Raw genomic sequence first — 17,085 nt, forward strand, 5'->3', positions numbered from 1 at the left:
GTCTGCCTTGAGGCCGCTGGCCCGCGCAAAAAACTCTACTTCGACACCACCCGCGCCAAGTGCGCCATCGTGACCTGCGGCGGGCTTTGCCCCGGCATCAACGATGTCATCCGCGCCATTGTGATGGAGGCCTTCCACGCCTACAACGTGCCCTCCATTCTGGGCATCGCCTACGGGCTTGAGGGTTTTATTCCCAAGTACGGTCATGCCCCCTTTGAGCTTACGCCTTCAAGCGTGGCGGACATTCACCGTTTTGGCGGCACCATGCTTGGTTCCTCACGCGGGCCGCAGTCTGCCGAGGAAATTGTGGATACCCTTGAACGCAGCAACGTCAACGCTCTCTTTGTCATTGGCGGCGACGGCACCATGAAGGCCGCCCTTGCCATCAGCAGCGAGGTGCAGGCGCGCGGGCTCAAGATATCCGTCATCGGCATTCCCAAAACCATTGATAACGACATCAACTTCATTCCCCAGTCGTTCGGCTTTGAAACTGCAGCCTTCAAGGCCACGGAGGCCATTGAATGCGCCCATACCGAGGCCTGCGGCGTGCCCAACGGCATTGGGCTGGTCAAGCTGATGGGGCGCGAATCCGGCTTTATCGCCGCGCGCGCTGCTCTGGCCCTCAAAGAAGTGAACTTTGTGCTGATTCCGGAAGCTCCCTTTGCCCTTGAGGGCGAGGGCGGGCTTCTGCCTGCGCTGGAAGAACGCCTGCGCTCGCGCGGGCATGCCGTTATTGTGGCAGCCGAGGGCGCTGGTCAGCACCTTATGGAAAACCACGCCGCCAAGGATGTGTCGGGCAACCCCGTGCTTGGCGATGTGGCCGACCTTCTGCGCAAGAATATCAGTTCCTATCTTGGCGCGCGCGGCATTGAGCATTCGCTGAAATACATTGACCCGAGCTATATCATCCGCTCCATCCCGGCCAACGCCAATGACAAGGTTTATTGCGGATTTTTGGGCCAGTACGCCGTGCATGCCGCCATGGCCGGGCGCACAGACATGGTGGTGGGCAAGATTCAGGACCGTTACGTCCATCTGCCGCTGGAGCTTGTGACCCGCAAGCGCCGCAAGCTCAACATCTATTCAGACCTGTGGCGGGCTGTGCTTGAATCCACCGGTCAGGGCATGCTGCACGGCATGCTGCCCCCGGCGTAACCGGCAGCATGAAGCATCTCAGACAGGTCAAGGCCTCTGCCGGCTCCGGCAAGACCTATGAATTGACGCATTGTTTTTTGCAAAGGCTGGTGCAGAGCGGGCCGCCCGCGAGCGCGTCCGCTTCCTCGGCCTGCGTGCTTTTGCCGGGCGGCCGCTGCGGCTGGGGCGATATCCTCGCCATCACCTTTACCAATGCCGCTGCAACCGAAATGCGCGACCGCGTCATCCGGCAACTCAAGAGCGCGGCCCTCGGGCAGCCCCTGGGCGGGCTTGCGCTTTCGCCCGAGCAGGCCTCCCGCTGGGTGGATGTGATCATGCGCGATATGGGCGCGCTGAACATCCGCACCATTGACAGCCTGCTGCACCTCATTGTGCGCGCGGCAGCGCTGGAACTTGATCTGCATCCGGATTTTCAGCCTGTCTTTGCCACCGAAGAAGTGCTCACCCCCTACCTTGATGTACTGCTTGAACGCGCATGGCAGGGCGATGAAACCATGCGATCCCTGCTGCGCGAGGTTTACCGGGCCATGGCCTGGCGGGAGAACAGCACGGGCTTTCTTGCGGGCGAAAAACTGCTCAACCAGTTGCGCGGCCTGCTGGATGACGTGCTGCTCGGGCGCTTTGAGGATATTTCGCCCACAGAAACCCTGCACAAGCGGCTGAGCGAAGTGGAAAGCATGGCCGTTACCCATGCCAATATCTTTCTGGCTGCTGCGGCTGGGAGCGGACTCAATTTTAGCAAAAACGCCCTCGCGGCTGTGGAGGCCATTGCCGCCGGGCAGTGCAAGACTTCGGCATACCTGAGCAAGGCCAGCGCCTCTGACCTGTTTTTGAAAAAGCCCGTTGTCAGCGACGAAGTGCAAAAAGCCTACGAGGCCTTTGCCCGCGCCGCCGGGGTTCTGGTAGATACCGCTCCCCTGCTGCGTCAGGCTGTGGGGCTTGCCCCCGTGCTCCTGCTGGCGCGCACCCTTGTGCAGGCCTTTGTGCAAAACCAGCGGCAGGAAGGCAGCCTGCCTGGCCTGCTGATTCCGCACATGGCGCGGCAGGTGCTTGAAAGCGACAACGGCGTGCCCGAGGCCCTGTGCCGCATGGGCTCGCGCCTCACGCACTTTCTGGTGGATGAATTTCAGGATACCAGCCGCGAGCAGTGGTACGCCCTGCGCCCCCTTGTGGAAGAAGCGCTCTCGCGCGGCGGCTCCCTCACCTGGGTGGGGGACGTCAAGCAGTCCATTTACGGCTGGCGTGGGGGCGAGCCGGAGCTTTTTGACGGCGTGTTTGACGATGCGGGACTCACAGCCCTCGCACCCGACGGCCAGCGCGACAATCTGCCCTATAACTGGCGCAGCCGTCGCGAAATCGTGCAGCACAACAATGGAATTTTCGGCCCGCTTGCGCAGACGGACATGGCCGCAAAGGTCATGGCCGCCCTTTTACCCACGGGCACCCCGCCGGAAATCTGCGGGCAGGCCGCTCAGGGACTTGTGCGCGCCTTTGCGGGCACTGAGCAGCAATGCCCAGAAAATGCCCGTGAGGGCGGCCTTGTGCGCGTGGAAACCATTCTTTCCGTGGATGCCGAGGCTCTGGGCGAAGATGTGCTTGAACGCCTCTGCACCCTGCTGCATGAGGATATTGAGCCGCACCATCCATGGGCCGACGTGCTCATTCTGGTGCGCAGCAACGGCAAGGCCACCCTTGTGGCAGACAGGCTGATTCGCGAAAATATCCCCGTGATTACAGAAAACAGCCTGCGGCTTGCCGCGCATCCGCTGGTGGTGCAGGCTGTGGCCCTGCTCTCCTTTCTTGATAATCCTGAGGACGACATAGCCTTTATGAGCCTTGTGTGCGGCAGCATATTCAGGGAGCATCCAGAAGCTGCGGCCCTTGCGCACGAAGACATTGCGGGCTGGTGCGCGGCATCCAGAGGCGGGCCGCTGTTCCAGCGGTTCAAAAAGCGCTGGCCAGAAATCTGGCAGCGGCTGCTTGCCCCGTTCCACAGTCAGTCAGGCCTCATGACGCCCTATGACATGACGCTTGAATGGTTTGCCCGGCTGGATGTGGAGCGGCGCTACCCCGAGGCGGAGACCTTTTTGCGGCGCTTCATGGAAGTGCTGCACAGCGCGGAAGAAAAGGGCCTTGCCACCCTGCCCACATTTCTGGAGCACTGGCGCGCCAAGAGCGGCGAAGAAAAGGTGCCCATGCCCGAAAACATGGATGCCGTGCGCGTCATGACCATCCACAAATCCAAGGGCCTGGAAGCCCCGGTGGTCATTGTGCCCTGGACAGACCTGCGCGCCCGCATGGGTAACGAAACCGTGATGGTCGAGCGCGAGGGCCTGCGCCTTGCCGTGGGCAACAGAAAGCATCTGGGCGCGCCCTATCATCTGGAGCTTGCCCGCCAGTGCCGCGAAAACGTCCATCTGCTCTACGTGGCCTTTACCCGTGCGCGCGATGCGCTCTATGTGCTGCGCACCAGCACTGTGGGCGGGCGCGGCTCCACCAGTGATGTGCTGAACATGCTCATGGAAGAGGCCGGTTTCACAGCCCCCTACACCGTGGGTGAGGAGCCAGCCGCGCACGATGCCGCCCCGGCTGCAACTGCCGCGAGGGCTTCTGCAGCACCCTGGGGCAGCAAGCCGGAGGTTGCGGATAGCCCGGAAGGCGAGGAAGCCACCGCTTCCGTGGATACCGCTCAGGGCAATGCAATGGCCCCGGATGTTGCGGATTCCACTGGCTTTGCCGACCCCGCATGGCGGCCCATGCAATGGCTGCCGCGCCTCAAGATTTTTCGTAATCCTCTGGCAGGATTCAGTTTTCGCGCAGAAGACAGGGGCAGTTTTCTGCATCTGTGCCTTGAGCATCTGCACATAACGGGCAATCCCCAGGCGGACGCGCAGGCGGCGCTGAACTTCGGCCTTGGGCATTTTTCGCTGCCTGTGCCGGAAGAGGCAGCGCTGCGGGAAAATGCCGCTGCTGCGCTGCAATGGTTTGCCGCGCAACCGCAGGCTGCCCGCTGGCTGCAAACGGGCTGGCCCGAGCATTCGCTCATGGACGCCGAGGGGCGCTTGCTGCGCATGGATTTGCTGGTGCATGAGCCGTGGGGGCCTCTGGTGCTTGATTATAAAAGCGGGCAGCCCGAAGCCGATCATGTGGCGCAGCTACAGACCTACCTTGCCTGCCTGGAAGCCGGGAACGACTGCGCCCCCGGCAGTGCGCGCGGCCTGCTGGTCTACCTTGATTTACGGCGGTTTCAGCTTGTGGAAGCGCACGGCGTTTCGGCTCTTGCCGAGCGTTGCAGCGATCTTTTGCCCGCCACGGAGGCTCAGGCATGAGCGTATCGCCGATTCTTGTTTTTCCCTGGCAGCGACCCTTCCTGCCCGACCTCAAAGCCTTTCTGACCAGCATCGGCAAGGGGCGGGCGGGTGCAACCCTGCTGATCGTGCCCCACAACCGGCCCTGGCGGTACCTCACCAAACTCTATGCGGAAGAAGGCTATCAGGGCTTGCTGCCCAAGGTCATGACCCTGGCGGATGTTATCTCGGCCTGGCGCTCGCAAACCAGCGCAGATCCTCTGCACACTGCCAACGTGCTGGACAGGGTCGCCCTGCTGCACGAGTGCGTTATGGGCCTCGCGCAGGATGACGAGGGGCTTGCCGCGCGTTTTGCCCGCATGGACATGGCGCACTTTCTGCCATGGGGTTTGCGGCTCTCAAACCTGCTGGAAGAAATGCTGGGCCAGCGCGTGGCTGCTGTGGATCTCAGCCATGTGGAGCAGGAGGTTTCCGGCCCTGCGGCTGCCCTGTTGGGCGCTCTGGGGCGCATCGGCAAGGCCTATGTTACCGCGCTGGAGGCACGCCGCTGGACCACACCGGGATTGGACGCCTTTACCGTCAGCGAAGACGGACTTGCCCTGCCCCGCTTTTTTACGCCCGCAGATGACCGCCCGGTTGTGATGGCCGGATTTTCGCTGCTCACCGGCAGTGAGGAAGCCCTGCTGCACAGGCTGTGGCAGGCGGGCGGGCAGATATGCCTGCATGCAGATCCGGCGCTGGCTCTGGGCGTCGCACCGCACTGGGCATGTGACGCGCAGGCCGCGTGGCTGCGCCGCTGGAAGGCCACGGTGCGCCTTGCCGTGGAGCCCACGGACGCCGAGGCCGCGCACAAGCCGCGCATATCCTTTTTTGCCGGGTATGACTGCCATTCACAGCTTAAAGCTTTGCATGAAGAACTGACGGCACCGGGCAGCAGTAACGGCGGCAGCAATGATTTATCCGCTCCGGATGGGCTTTCCACGGCGGTAGTGCTCACAGACAGCGCCCTGCTCATGCCCGTGCTGCACCATCTGCCCAACAAGGACGTCAACGTTTCCATGGGCTATCCGCTGGAGCGCTCGCCCCTTAACCGTCTGCTCGAGGCCCTGCTGCAATTGCAGGAAAACAGAACGGAAGATGGCCGTTATTACTGGCGCAACCTGCTCCAGTGCCTGCGGCACCCCTATCTGAATTTGCTGCGCGTGGATGACGGCAACGCAACGCCCCTTTATTTGCGCGAGGTCTTGCGCCGCATTGAGGGCATGATTCGCGGCGGGGCGCGGTTTGTGGATATGGACGAGGTTGCGCGGGAGTGCGCCCCGGGCATGCATCCTGAGCTTTTTGAGCTTTTTGAAGCCACGCTCAATGCGCTGGTGCGCCAGCCGGGGCAGGTGGACACCACCGAGGGCATGGCCCTGTGCCTGCAAAACATCTGCGATTTTCTGCTGCGCAACGGCGGCGACATGTGGCGGCATTTTCCGCTGGATGCGGAGGCCATGTACCGCCTTGCCCGCCATGCGGCCCCTGTGTTGCGGCAAAACTGCCTCGCGCAGACGCCCTTTCCCACCAGCGTGTTGCACGGTATAGTGCGCGAGGTGCTGCAACAGGAGCGTGTGCCTTTTGAGGCGGAGCCGCTCACTGGCTTGCAAGTGCTGGGCATGCTTGAAACGCGCCTGCTGCACTTTGACAGGGTGCTTATTGTGGACGCCACGGACGACAAGCTGCCAGGCAACCCTGCGCAGGATCCACTGTTGCCCGATTCTCTGCGGCAGGTGCTTGGCCTGCCGGATGCCCGCAGGCGTGAGCGCGCCACTGCCCACACGCTGTACCGGCTCTGCGCCGGAGCGCAGGAGGTACACTTTTTCTGGCAGGAGGGCATCAGCCGCTCTGCGCTCTTTGACGGCAAAAAAAGCCGTAGCCGCTTTGTGGAGCAACTGCTGTGGGAAGAAGAACAGCGCCGTGGCGAGCTGCTTGTGCCCGGTCAGGGGCCGCTTGCCATAGCCCGTTGCGTGGTGCGCAGCACCCCTGCCGCGCCCAAAAGCCTGCCCCGCACAGAGGCCCTGCACGAGGCCATGCTGGCCCTGCTGCAAAAACCACTTTCCCCCACCCGGTTGGATGTTTACCAGCAGTGCCCGCTCCGTTTTGCCTGGCAATACCTCTGCAAGCTGCAACCGCCGCAGGAAGTCAACGAAGGGGACGACCCCGCAGCAGTGGGCACCTGCATTCATGATACGCTGCATGCACTGTATGAACCGTATCTCAATAAAGAGGTGCGACGGGGCGACATAAGCCGCGAGACCATGCTGGCGCGTTTTCATGAGGAGCTTGAAAAGGCCGACCTGCGCCGCCTGCTGCCGCCGGACAGCTGCCTCATGCTGGAAGAAGCCGCCCCAGTGCGTTTGCAGCGTTTTCTGGATAACCAGCCAGACAGCACAATCATTGTGGCCCTGGAGGAAGAACTCAAGGCCACGCTGTCGCTGGCTGGCGGCGAATATTCCTTTACAGGCATAATGGATCGCATTGACCGGCGCGATGACCTGCTGCACATCCTTGACTACAAGACAGGCAGCCTTAAATTACATGATGGAAGCTTGTGGGGCGACATTCTTTATTTCAGGCGTATTGAGAGCCTTTTTGCTGCACTGCGCCAAACGCAAACGAGCGGAGGGTACAAGCCGGACGAACAGATGCTTGAAGACATGGAGACCCTGTTTGACGAGCTGCGGCCCCGGCTGCCCAGCCTGCAACTGCCCTGCTATGTGAGCATGGCCGTGGGCAGCGGGCTTGGCCCGGTTGGAGATGCCGCACTGGTAGAGTTGCGCAATGCTGGCAGAGAGTACCCGCTTTTTGGCGGGCTTGTGGATGAAGACCTGGCGGATGCCATTGGGTACTGCCATGCGGCGCTTTCTCTTGTACTGCTGCACATGCGCCATGCACCGGCCTTTACGGCATGCCCGGATCGGCATTGCGACTGGTGCCCCTATGCTTCGCTGTGTGCGGAATAACGGCTCGGAATACATATATTAAAGATGCTTGTTGCGTCTTGTGAAATTACCAGCTATGCTTCCCGGCAAACATAGGTATGTCGTTTGAAATCGAAACGATGCAAATCGACATGCTGCTTACGGACAGGACGGAGGTCTTGCAATGTCTTTCCCCGCACTCAAGATAGGTGATCTCACGGCTAAAATCCCTGTAGTTCAGGGCGGCATGGGCGTGGGCATTTCGCTTTCCGGGCTGGCGTCGGCTGTTGCCAATCAGGGTGGTATCGGCGTCATTGCCGGGGCCATGATCGGCATGAAAGAACCCGATGTGGCCAAGGATCCCCTTACTGCTAATCTGCGCGCCCTGCGCAATGAAATATTGAAAGCACGCGAACTCAGCAACGGCATCATCGGCGTCAACCTGATGGTGGCCCTTACCACGTTCAGCCAGATGGTGCGTACCGCCGTTGAAAACAAGGTGGACATCATCTTTTCCGGCGCTGGCCTTCCCCTCGACATGCCGCATCACCTCTTGCAGGTGTGCGAGGAAAAGAAGGAAGAATTCAAAACCAAACTGGTTCCCATTGTTTCCTCGGCCCGAGCGGCCACGGTAATCGCCAAAAAGTGGGCTTCGCGCTTTGGTTATACGCCTGACGCCTTTGTGGTTGAAGGCCCCAAGGCTGGCGGGCACCTCGGTTTCAAGGCTGAAGAATTGCAGGACCCCGGTCACTCGCTTGAAGTCCTGGTGCCTCAGGTGGTGGATGCCGCCAAGGCCATGGAAGACAAGTGCGGCCGCGCCGTGCCTGTTATTGCCGCTGGCGGCGTGTACTCCGGCGCGGACATAATGAAGTTCCTCGAGCTTGGCGCTTCCGGCGTGCAGATGGGTACCCGCTTTGTGGCCACCCACGAATGCGATGCCGATGACCGCTTCAAGCAGAGCTACCTTTCTGCGCGCGACGAAGACATCACCATTATCAAAAGCCCGGTAGGCATGCCTGGCCGCGCTCTTGGCAATGAATTCATCACGGCCTCGCGCGAGGGCAAGAAAAAGCCTTTCAAGTGCGTGTTCCACTGCGTACACACCTGCGAACAGGAAAAAACGCCCTACTGCATCGCCCAGGCGCTCATCAACGCCATGAAGGGCAATCTTGAACGCGGCTTTGCCTTTTGCGGCGCCAATGTGGCCCGTGTGAACAAGATCATCTCGGTGCATGAACTCATGGACAGCCTGCAAAAAGAATTTGACGACGCCATGAGCACCCTGAGCAAGAGCGTACAGAACATGCAGAGCAAGCTCAACTTCAGCATCAAGAGCTAAACGCTCTACCCTGCCTGAACATGCAAAGCCGGGTCTGGATTTCCAGGCCCGGCTTTTTCGTGCGCAATAGCAAAATATTGTGTTGATGCAGTGTGTATTATTTGCCGCAAGGGCATCATCTTAAATTAATAGTGTCTGATTGCGCTGGGCGCTCTCCGCTTGCATCAAGTGGGCGCAGTCTGGGCACCTGCGCTGTAATTCAGCAGCATTGGCGACAATGTTGATGGAGGTGCGCCCTGTATAACAGGCAGCCAGAGAAGCACATTCACACGCATCAATGGATGAGGTGTGTTTGAATCCGCGCCGGGCCATCTCTGTTACAAGTTCCTCATGCCGCGTAAAAAGCTGCTGCGGATCAACCAATCCGCCGGAAAGAAAGCCCTCTATACTCTTGCCGCGCCGCATGCTGCCAAGGAGCATATGCAGTTCCACATGTTCGCCCAGCAAATGTTTGCGGCACATGCCTTCAGGGGGCAACATCCACATGCGCATACGAGCCTCCTACAGACAGAAAAGGTTTTTCGCAGCTAGAATGTCGTATACGAAAAGGCCCGAATCCTGAGATCCGGGCCTTGATGTATCAGTCGGCAGTAACCGGCTTGCGCTAGTCGTTGACGGTGCGGGAGTATTCCAGAGCCTTGGCCTGCTCCTCGAAGTTCTGGAAGCCGGAGTGATGCAGGGCATCCTCAACCGTTTCGTCCCAGTTCCAGGTGGCGTAAATCACAGGCTTGTGGAAGGTGGAACGGAAGCTCTGCAATTCAGCGCGGTAGAAGGCTTCCTTGGGCGTGTCGAGGTGTTCGCGGAACTGTTCGTGCCGACGCTGCAATTCGCCCTCGTACCATTCCTGAATATCCTGCGGCTCCTTGTACTTCTTGAGGATGTGACCGTAACCGGTCTTTTCCATCAGGTCGGCAAGGCGCTTGTGGTGCTGCGCGGCAAGCCATTTGCCAAGGTCGGCGGCAGAAAGGTTTTCCCCTTCCACAGAGGCGATATCAAACACGGTCTGGTAGTAGGTATCGGGCACCACAGAGGCAGAGGTGATGCCTGCGATGGCAACCAGGCCGCGCAGGATGATGCTGTTGGACACGCCCTGACCGCAGAAGCCCACCTTCTTGGCATACTTTTGGCCGGTGAAGATGCTGACAAGGATGGCCCAGACAACCGCCGGATCTTCCTCGTCATAGATGTGGGACAAACGCGAGTTGTCGCGGTCTGTCGCCAGCACCATCTGGGTCATGTCGTTGGAGCCGATGGAGAAACCGTCGAACTCCGTGATGAACTGCTTGGCCAGAATGGCGTTGGAAGGCAGCTCGGACATGAGTATGATCTTCAGGCCGTCCTGACCGCTCTTGAGCTTGTGCACCTGCTCAAGGTAGCTGCGCATGGAGCGGGCTTCTTCCAGGGTACGCACAAAGGGCAGCATCATGCGCAGGTTGGAGCCGCCGTATACGCCGCGCGCCAGCTTGAAGGCTTCAACTTCCCAGTCATGGATATTGCGCGAAACGCCGCGATAGCCAAGCATGGGGTTGTCTTCGGTATGTTCAAAGAGGCTGCCGCCAAGCAGATTGCGGTATTCGTTGCTCTTGAAGTCTGTGGTGCGGTACGTGATGGGCTTGCCGTAGAAGGCCATGGCAAAGAGGGCCAGGTTCTGGGCCAGGGTCTGAACGTAGTGCTCCTTGCCGGTACGGAAGCCGCGGGACTTGATAATACCGCGAATTTTGTCCGTCAGGTTGCGCAGGTCGTCCATTTCCTTTTTCAGGCCGGAACGCAGGCTCACTTCTTCACGCAGATGGTTGATGTTGTCCATCAACTTGGTGACTGCGGGCAGATCCTTGATGCGGCGCACATGTTCTTCAACTGTGGCTTCGATTTCGGCAACGCGCTTGGCGGATTCGGGGTCAGCCGGATTCAGCAGGGCCAGAGCGTCATCGTAACCCATGATGATGCGCACATGGTCGGCCAGATCATTGGAGGTCTTGAGAACTTCAATACGGCGCGAGGCCATTTCGAGGTGCTGGTCAACCTTGTGATCCAGTTCGCGCATTTTGCGGTGCTGCATCAGCACTTCTTCCGCATTCAGGCTCTTGCTCGCTTCGGCAAAGGCTTCAACCTCTGCGGAAAGGCCGGTCACTTCGCCCACGTATTCGCGCAGGTTGAAGTTGAACACGATCAGCCCGGCTGCCATCTGTTCGCGCAGCACCTTGGAAAGGCGGTTTTCAAGCTCTTTCAGCTTGCTGTGCACCACATTTTCAAGCTCGCCGCTGTCAAAGGCTTCCAGTGCCTGCGGATGGATGCTGATGTTGCCAAGCATGAATTCCGCGCGCAGCAGGCCCACTTCAAACTGGGGGAAGTTGCGCAGACGGGAGAGGAACAGCGCCTGCCCCACGTCGGCCAGCACAAGGCCGACCTTGGTCTTGGTAAGGGGCAGCTTGGAGAGATCCATTTCGCCGCCCACAAGGTGCAGGGGCAAAAGGCCGCGGTAAACCTTGCCGCGCGTACCGTCAACGGTCACTTCCGCGCCGTCGAGCGCACGCAGGATGTCGAGGCGCTGAATGCCGATAACAGCGGCAATGCCAAGCTCGCGCGAGGTAATGGCCGCGTGGCTCGTGTCGCCACCCACATCTGCCATGATGGCAGAGGCCACACGCATGCCCGGCACCATGTCCGGGTCGGTGCGTTCGGCGGCAAGCACATCGCCCTTGGCGATCTTGTTCAGTTCAAGGGCGGAGCGCAAAAAGCGCACCGTGCCCTGACCCGCACCGCGTGAAGCGCCGTTGCCTTCCACCAGCACTTCGGCTTCGGCGGCTGCTTTGGCGTCCACCTCGCGGCGGCGCATGAAGATGGTATGGGGATGCAACTCAAGGTCGTCGTTCCAGCGGGTTTCGGGCCGCGCCTGGACGAACCAGAGCTTGTCGTTGGCGTCAATGCAGAATTCCGTGTCCATGATGATGCCGCCGTAAGCCTTGCTGACGGCGCGCACGCCCTGGGCAACGCGTTCGGCCTGGCTGAGCGAAAGCGCCCAGCGCAGAGCTTCAAGCTCGGACACTTCGACTTCACGGGTGCCGCCGCGTTCGTCATAGACGATCTTCATGTCCTTGCAGCCCATCTGACGGATCACTACTTCGCCGCCGTCATCGCGCTGGAAGACATAAAGCTTGTCAGGCGTCACCTTGCCGCCCACCACTGCCTCGCCGAGGCCGTAGCTGGCGTCGATGCTGACCAGTTCGCGGCGGTCTGTGCCGCGGCAGCCCGTGGCGGTATCGGCAGAAAAGGCCGTACCGGAAATCACGGGATTGATCATCTGCATCATGCAGACAGAAAGCGAGGTGTGCTCAATGGCCCACTCAAGCTTGGCGTTTTCAGCAATGCTCTCGTCGCCGGTTTCTTCGGCCTTGGCCAGAGCATCAAGAATGGCCTCGCGGCGGTAGGTCATGGAGCGCAGATTGTAGGCAGAGGAGCAGTCCCAATGGTAGGCTTCCACTACTTTGTCTTCCCCCACCATGTTCAGGTAGGTATCCTGCAGACCGGCAAAGGCCTTCTTGCGCGAGTCTTCGCCCGCAGCGGAAGAACGCACGGCCACGGGGGTCATGTCGTCTTCGTTTTCGCGGCAGATGTCGCGGTATGCGCCGCGCACGGCTTCCGCAACGTCGTGCGGCACTTCAACAGACAAAATGGCCGCCTGCACCATGACCGAGCGCTTGCGCAACTGGTCGATGCCCTCGGGGGAGGTGGCGAACCCTTCGACTATATTATTGATAAAGGTGCGCAGCTTGGTATTGGTCTGCTCGCCTTCCGCCAGCGCGGCCTGATGAATCTGCTTGCCGAGCTGACGCACGAACTTCTGCAAGAAGTCCGGATCCTGGTTGATTTCGGGGTCGTTCCAGTCAATGCGCCCGTATTCACGGTCCACCACGCTGCGTACCACACGCCCATTAACCTTTGTTTCATCAAGCAGATGATGAAAGGCAATGGATGAGATGGCGCGAAAATGGGGCGCCTGAATGCCCTGAATCTGACTGATCAGGGCAGTGTTGTAGTTCTTACCACCAACAAGCAACTCCGCTTCGGGACCAATCTGCACAATTTCGGCGCCATCAAGCACCAGTTTTTTCTGAACTGCCTCGGGCGCGGCGCCCTTGGGTTTGTTCTGCGCAGGTTTGGCGGCGGGAATCTTAGCCATGTCTTCCTCCGGTTTGGGAAACAGAAGCTTTACAACCTTGGAAATTGTATATCGCCATTAAGGAACTGTCCACAAATTCCAGTAGTGAGCGTAGTAATTAACTTACGCGCACACCGCAATAGGGGCAGAATGCGATGTTATCCATAGGAATGGGCTGGCCGCAGGCCTCATTGCCGCAGATGCGCGGCACAGGCCCCAGCTCCACAATAAGCTCACCTTCTCTGACCGAAACCATTTGCTTGTTTTCTTTGAAGTCGGCGGTTTTGAGCACACGCTTCACCATGCCGTCAATGGGGGCCAGAACGGCCTTTTCCTGCTTCATGATGGAGACGTTAAAGAGCTCTTCGCCTGCTTTGACCACATCACCGGGATGCACATACATGACCCACAAATCGCCGTTGCTCGGCGCGGCCACGTGATACTTGTTGGCCGTATCGGCCATGAGCGTGCTCTTTGCGCCGTTGCCCGAAGGCTGCCGAACCTGAACTTCGCAGCTCATGAATTCGGAGTCGAGCACATAACGGCAGATGGAGATGCCCGCATCGTTGGGGGTGGAGATGCTGAGCAGCAAGAGGTGGTGGGGCTTGCCGCTGCTGTCGTTGAAGTACAGATCCTGACCGACTTTCAGGCCCTCGAACCACACATGCAAGGGCAGGTTGTTGGGGTCGCCGAACTTGGACTTGAACTGGATGGTCTTGAGCGCGTCCGCCGGATGGTTAAGGTACAGCACGAACTCTTCATCATTGGGCTTGCGCTTCAGGATTTCGGCGCAGGCCTTTTCTTCGGCTGCAAGGTTCACTTCTGCCAGCGATTCAAGGGGCGAAGTCTCTGTGCGGGCCGCCATGGCGCTCTTCCAGTCAGAGCCAAAGGCGCTCTGATAGACCCAGTCAGCCGGGAAGCCGAGCGGCAGTTTGCCGAACTTGCCCTGAAGCAGGTTGCGGAAGGCGTCGTTGCAGTCCTGATAGATGTTCAGGCGCGCGCGGCGCATTTCGTCCGTAAGTTCTTTTTCAGGGGTGCGGGTGACCTGACCCAGCACTTCCAGCAGGAAGCGCACTTCGTCTTCGCCGCCCCGCTTCCATGCGCCTGTAACGGCCAGAAACGCCGTGTTCCAGGTGATCTGCGAGCCGGGCGTAACATCATGATAGCGCACGATCTGACGGGTACCTTCAAGGAACTTGAGCATGTAGGGCAGCAGGTGAATGTACCCCTGCTTCATGGCGCCTTCCTGCGAGGAGGAAGTGGCCCCGCCGGGCATGCCATGGCGCGTTACGTCATAGTCAATGCCCTGGAAGTACGGCGCGCAGTAGCGGTCGTAATAGGGCATGATCTGCTTGCAGACGAAGTTGGCGTCGCGGATGGCGTTTTTATCAAGGTTGCACTTGAGGCCCAGTTCATCCTCAATATAGGCCATTGTGGCGAGCACGTCGCCCTGACCATAAGAACGCACCGAAGAGCCGAGGCCCACGTCGATGATGTGCGCGCCGGCCTTGGCAGCCGCACCGCACGAGGGCACGAACAGGCCGTCGGTATAGTGCCTGTGGTAGTGCAGCACAAGTTCTGGCCAGGCTTTGCGCAGGGCTTTGACCAGCTCGTCCATGAAGCGCGGCGGGCAAACGCCGGCCATGTCCTTGAGGCCCAGGATGATGTGGCGCGAGGCTTCCTTGGGGCTTGCGCCCATGATGTCGCCCACCATGCGCAGCATGGCTTCGGTAACGCCCAGGTAGTGCTTGACGTCAAAACCCTTGGCCCACGACATGGAAATGGCGGGCTGGAAGATAATGTCCTTGCGGTTCATGACCACTTCGGCAATGGGGCGCATGTTTTCCACATGGTTCAAAAAGTCGAAGCAACGCACGACCTGATAGTGGTCGCAAATCATTTCGCCCGTTTTGAGCATGAGGTTGCGCGGCTGCGGCGTATACCCAAGCACGTTAGTGGAGCGCACCAGCAGCTGCTTGAGGGTTTTGGGCGCAAAGCGGTTCCATTCCTTGGCTTCGGTGAAGGGGTAGGTCATGTTGGCCAGCATGGCCACATGGAAGTGCGCCCCGCCGCCGTTTTCGAGCGAGAAAAAGCCCGCATTGTCAAGGTAGGGGCCCATGAGCCTGTCTTCGGCAAGGCGCAGGCGGTTGCCGGAGTTGGACTGCGTGAGGTCGCGGGTTGTGGTGTCGGTAAAATGCACCAGCCCGGAATCACGGATATAGTCCAGCGTGGCCATGCGGTCGCCCTGCGGATAGGGCGAAGGCTGACGGCGCGCAGCCGTGCTTATGGGCGGCAGCACAGGCTCAAAGGGTCCAAGACAGGGTGTGGAGCTTGAACGGTATTCGCCAAGCTGCACGTAGGGGTTGAAGCCCTTGGCCGAAATTTCGGCCACCAGCTTGGCAAGACGCTCGCCTTCGGGCGCAAGGTCGGTGTAGACCATGAGCTCGGGATGCGTAGCGATGAAGTTGGTATTGATGCCGCCCTGCTTGAACAGGGGGTGCTTGATGACCTGACGGAAGAAAGGAATGGTGGTCTTGATGCCGCCGATCACATATTCGCTCAGGGCGCGTTCCGTGATGCCAAGCACCTTTTCCCAGTCAGTGGCGTAAGATATGAGCAAAGCGCCCGCTGAGTCGTAGTTGGCGGGGAACTCATAGCCAGCGCTGATATTGGAATCAAGGCGCACGCCGGGGCCGCCGGGCGACACGTAGCGCGAAATGAGGCCTGAATTGGGGGCGAAGTTGTCCTGCGGGTTTTCGCAGTTGATGCGCACCTGCATGGCCCAGTACGAAGGACGCTGGCTTTCTTCGCGATAGCGCAGTTCCGCGCCAAAGGCCACGGCGATCTGCTCTTCCACAAGGTCAATGCCATAGCGGCATTCGGTGATGCCGTGCTCAACCTGCAAACGGGTGTTAACTTCAATAAGGTACGGCGTACCGTCAGGCGTAACGAGGAATTCGACCGTGGCAAGCGAATGGTAGCCCACGGCGCGCACCAGGCGACGGGAATAATCCTTGAGCCTGTCGCGCAGGGCCTTGGTCATACCCGGCCAGGGCGAAGGCGTGATTTCAATGAGCTTTTGGTGGTTGCGCTGCACGGTGCAATCGCGTTCGTCAAAGGCGAACACGTTGCCGTACATGTCGGCAATGACCTGAATCTCAATGTGGCGCACATCGGCAAGGAACTTTTCCACAAACAGGCGCGGATTGCCAAACGAAGCCTGAGCCATGGTGGAAGCCTTGAAAAAGGCATCTTCCAGGTCAGCCTCGTTATGGATGGCAAAAATACCGCGACCACCACCGCCCCCTTCTGCCTTGAGCATGATGGGCAGCCCGATCTCGTTGATAAGCTGGCGGGCGGTAGGAATATCCACGGCTCCTTCAGAGCCGGGCACAACAGGAATGCCCAATTTGCGAGCCACTTCTCGAGCCTGAACCTTGTTGCCCAGCAGGTTCATGGCCTCGGCTGTCGCGCCGATAAAGGTGATGCCCGCCTCTTTGCAGCGCTGCGGAAAGCGCGTGTCCTCGGAAGCAAATCCCCAGCCGGGGTGAATGCCGACTACGCCACGTTGTTTGGCTTTGTCGATAATGCGGTCAATATCCAGATACGCGCGGGGGTCTGTCCCGAGCAGCATCAGTTCCTGCGCCGTTGAGGCCGCAGGGGCCGTTTTGTCCACATCAGTCGCAGTCATTGCCGCTACCGCGTCAAAACGTTCGCGGATGGAACGACAAATGCGACGGGCCGGAATACCGCGGTTAGCTACCAGTATTACCTTGCCCTTCAAAAAATCCTGAACTTCCGAGAATGTCTTGTTGGCCATGCCTTTCAGCCCTTTTCTACCGGCGCATTTCTGCCCACGCACCGGCGTTAGACGGCGAAAACACGCTTAGTGCTTCGCATTGGGCGGCGATGCCCCCAGGCCCAACCATGCCGGAATGACCATAATCCCGCGTCATTCCCGCGCAGGGCTCAGCCGGAGACTACCGCAAATGAATTCCTCAAGCCGTCCGTTGATGTTAAGACACAGGCCGCCTGACGTTCCTAGGCCCGCCAGCCAGCCGCGTACGATGCGGTCATCGTCACGCAGCTCCACGTTCTCGCCGCGCCAGAGCAAAAGAGACTCCGCACGGGCTCTCCACCCCTCGGGAAAAGAGTGGCAGT

At 59.7% G+C, this 17,085-nt stretch carries 7 protein-coding genes and 1 pseudogene; 4 read left to right on the top strand and 4 right to left on the bottom strand.

Annotated elements, in window-relative coordinates; all coding sequences use genetic code 11:
- From VEZ52_RS06245 to VEZ52_RS06260, 4 genes are all read left to right on the top strand, one after another.
- The coding region (locus VEZ52_RS06245; RefSeq protein ID WP_324836058.1) for an ATP-dependent 6-phosphofructokinase at positions 1-1,155 on the top strand (1,155 nt) is incomplete at its 5' end.
- 8 nt (positions 1,156-1,163) lie between these two features.
- Positions 1,164-4,484 carry a UvrD-helicase domain-containing protein gene (locus tag VEZ52_RS06250; protein ID WP_324836059.1) on the top strand — a complete coding sequence of 1,107 codons (3,321 nt, stop codon included), beginning with the start codon at positions 1,164-1,166 and terminating at the stop codon, positions 4,482-4,484.
- Positions 4,481-7,468 carry a PD-(D/E)XK nuclease family protein gene (locus VEZ52_RS06255; protein WP_324836060.1) on the top strand — a complete coding sequence of 996 codons (2,988 nt, stop codon included), beginning with the start codon at positions 4,481-4,483 and terminating at the stop codon, positions 7,466-7,468. Before VEZ52_RS06250 ends, VEZ52_RS06255 begins: the two co-directional genes overlap by 4 nt.
- A gap of 142 nt (positions 7,469-7,610) precedes the next feature.
- A complete protein-coding gene (locus VEZ52_RS06260) occupies positions 7,611-8,765 on the top strand; it encodes a nitronate monooxygenase family protein (RefSeq protein WP_324836061.1) in 1,155 nt (384 codons plus the stop codon).
- 120 nt (positions 8,766-8,885) lie between these two features.
- On the opposite strand, the gene VEZ52_RS06265 is transcribed toward VEZ52_RS06260, so the two are convergent.
- From VEZ52_RS06265 to VEZ52_RS06280, 4 genes and pseudogenes are all read right to left on the bottom strand, one after another.
- Positions 8,886-9,257: a pyrimidine dimer DNA glycosylase/endonuclease V gene (locus tag VEZ52_RS06265; protein WP_324836062.1), complete on the bottom strand. Its 372-nt coding sequence runs from the start codon at positions 9,255-9,257 to the stop codon at positions 8,886-8,888.
- A gap of 112 nt (positions 9,258-9,369) precedes the next feature.
- Positions 9,370-12,945: a PEP/pyruvate-binding domain-containing protein gene (locus VEZ52_RS06270; RefSeq protein WP_324836063.1), complete on the bottom strand. Its 3,576-nt coding sequence runs from the start codon at positions 12,943-12,945 to the stop codon at positions 9,370-9,372.
- 97 nt (positions 12,946-13,042) lie between these two features.
- The gene (locus VEZ52_RS06275; protein WP_324836064.1) at positions 13,043-16,744 is read right to left on the bottom strand and encodes a pyruvate carboxylase; all 3,702 of its coding nucleotides are present in this window, start codon (positions 16,742-16,744) and stop codon (positions 13,043-13,045) included.
- A 132-nt stretch (positions 16,745-16,876) separates the two neighbouring features.
- Positions 16,877-17,085 (bottom strand): annotated as a pseudogene (locus VEZ52_RS06280) (biotin--acetyl-CoA-carboxylase ligase); the annotation flags it as partial.

This window comes from Desulfovibrio sp. (assembly GCF_035644575.1).
Lineage (GTDB): Bacteria > Desulfobacterota > Desulfovibrionia > Desulfovibrionales > Desulfovibrionaceae > Desulfovibrio.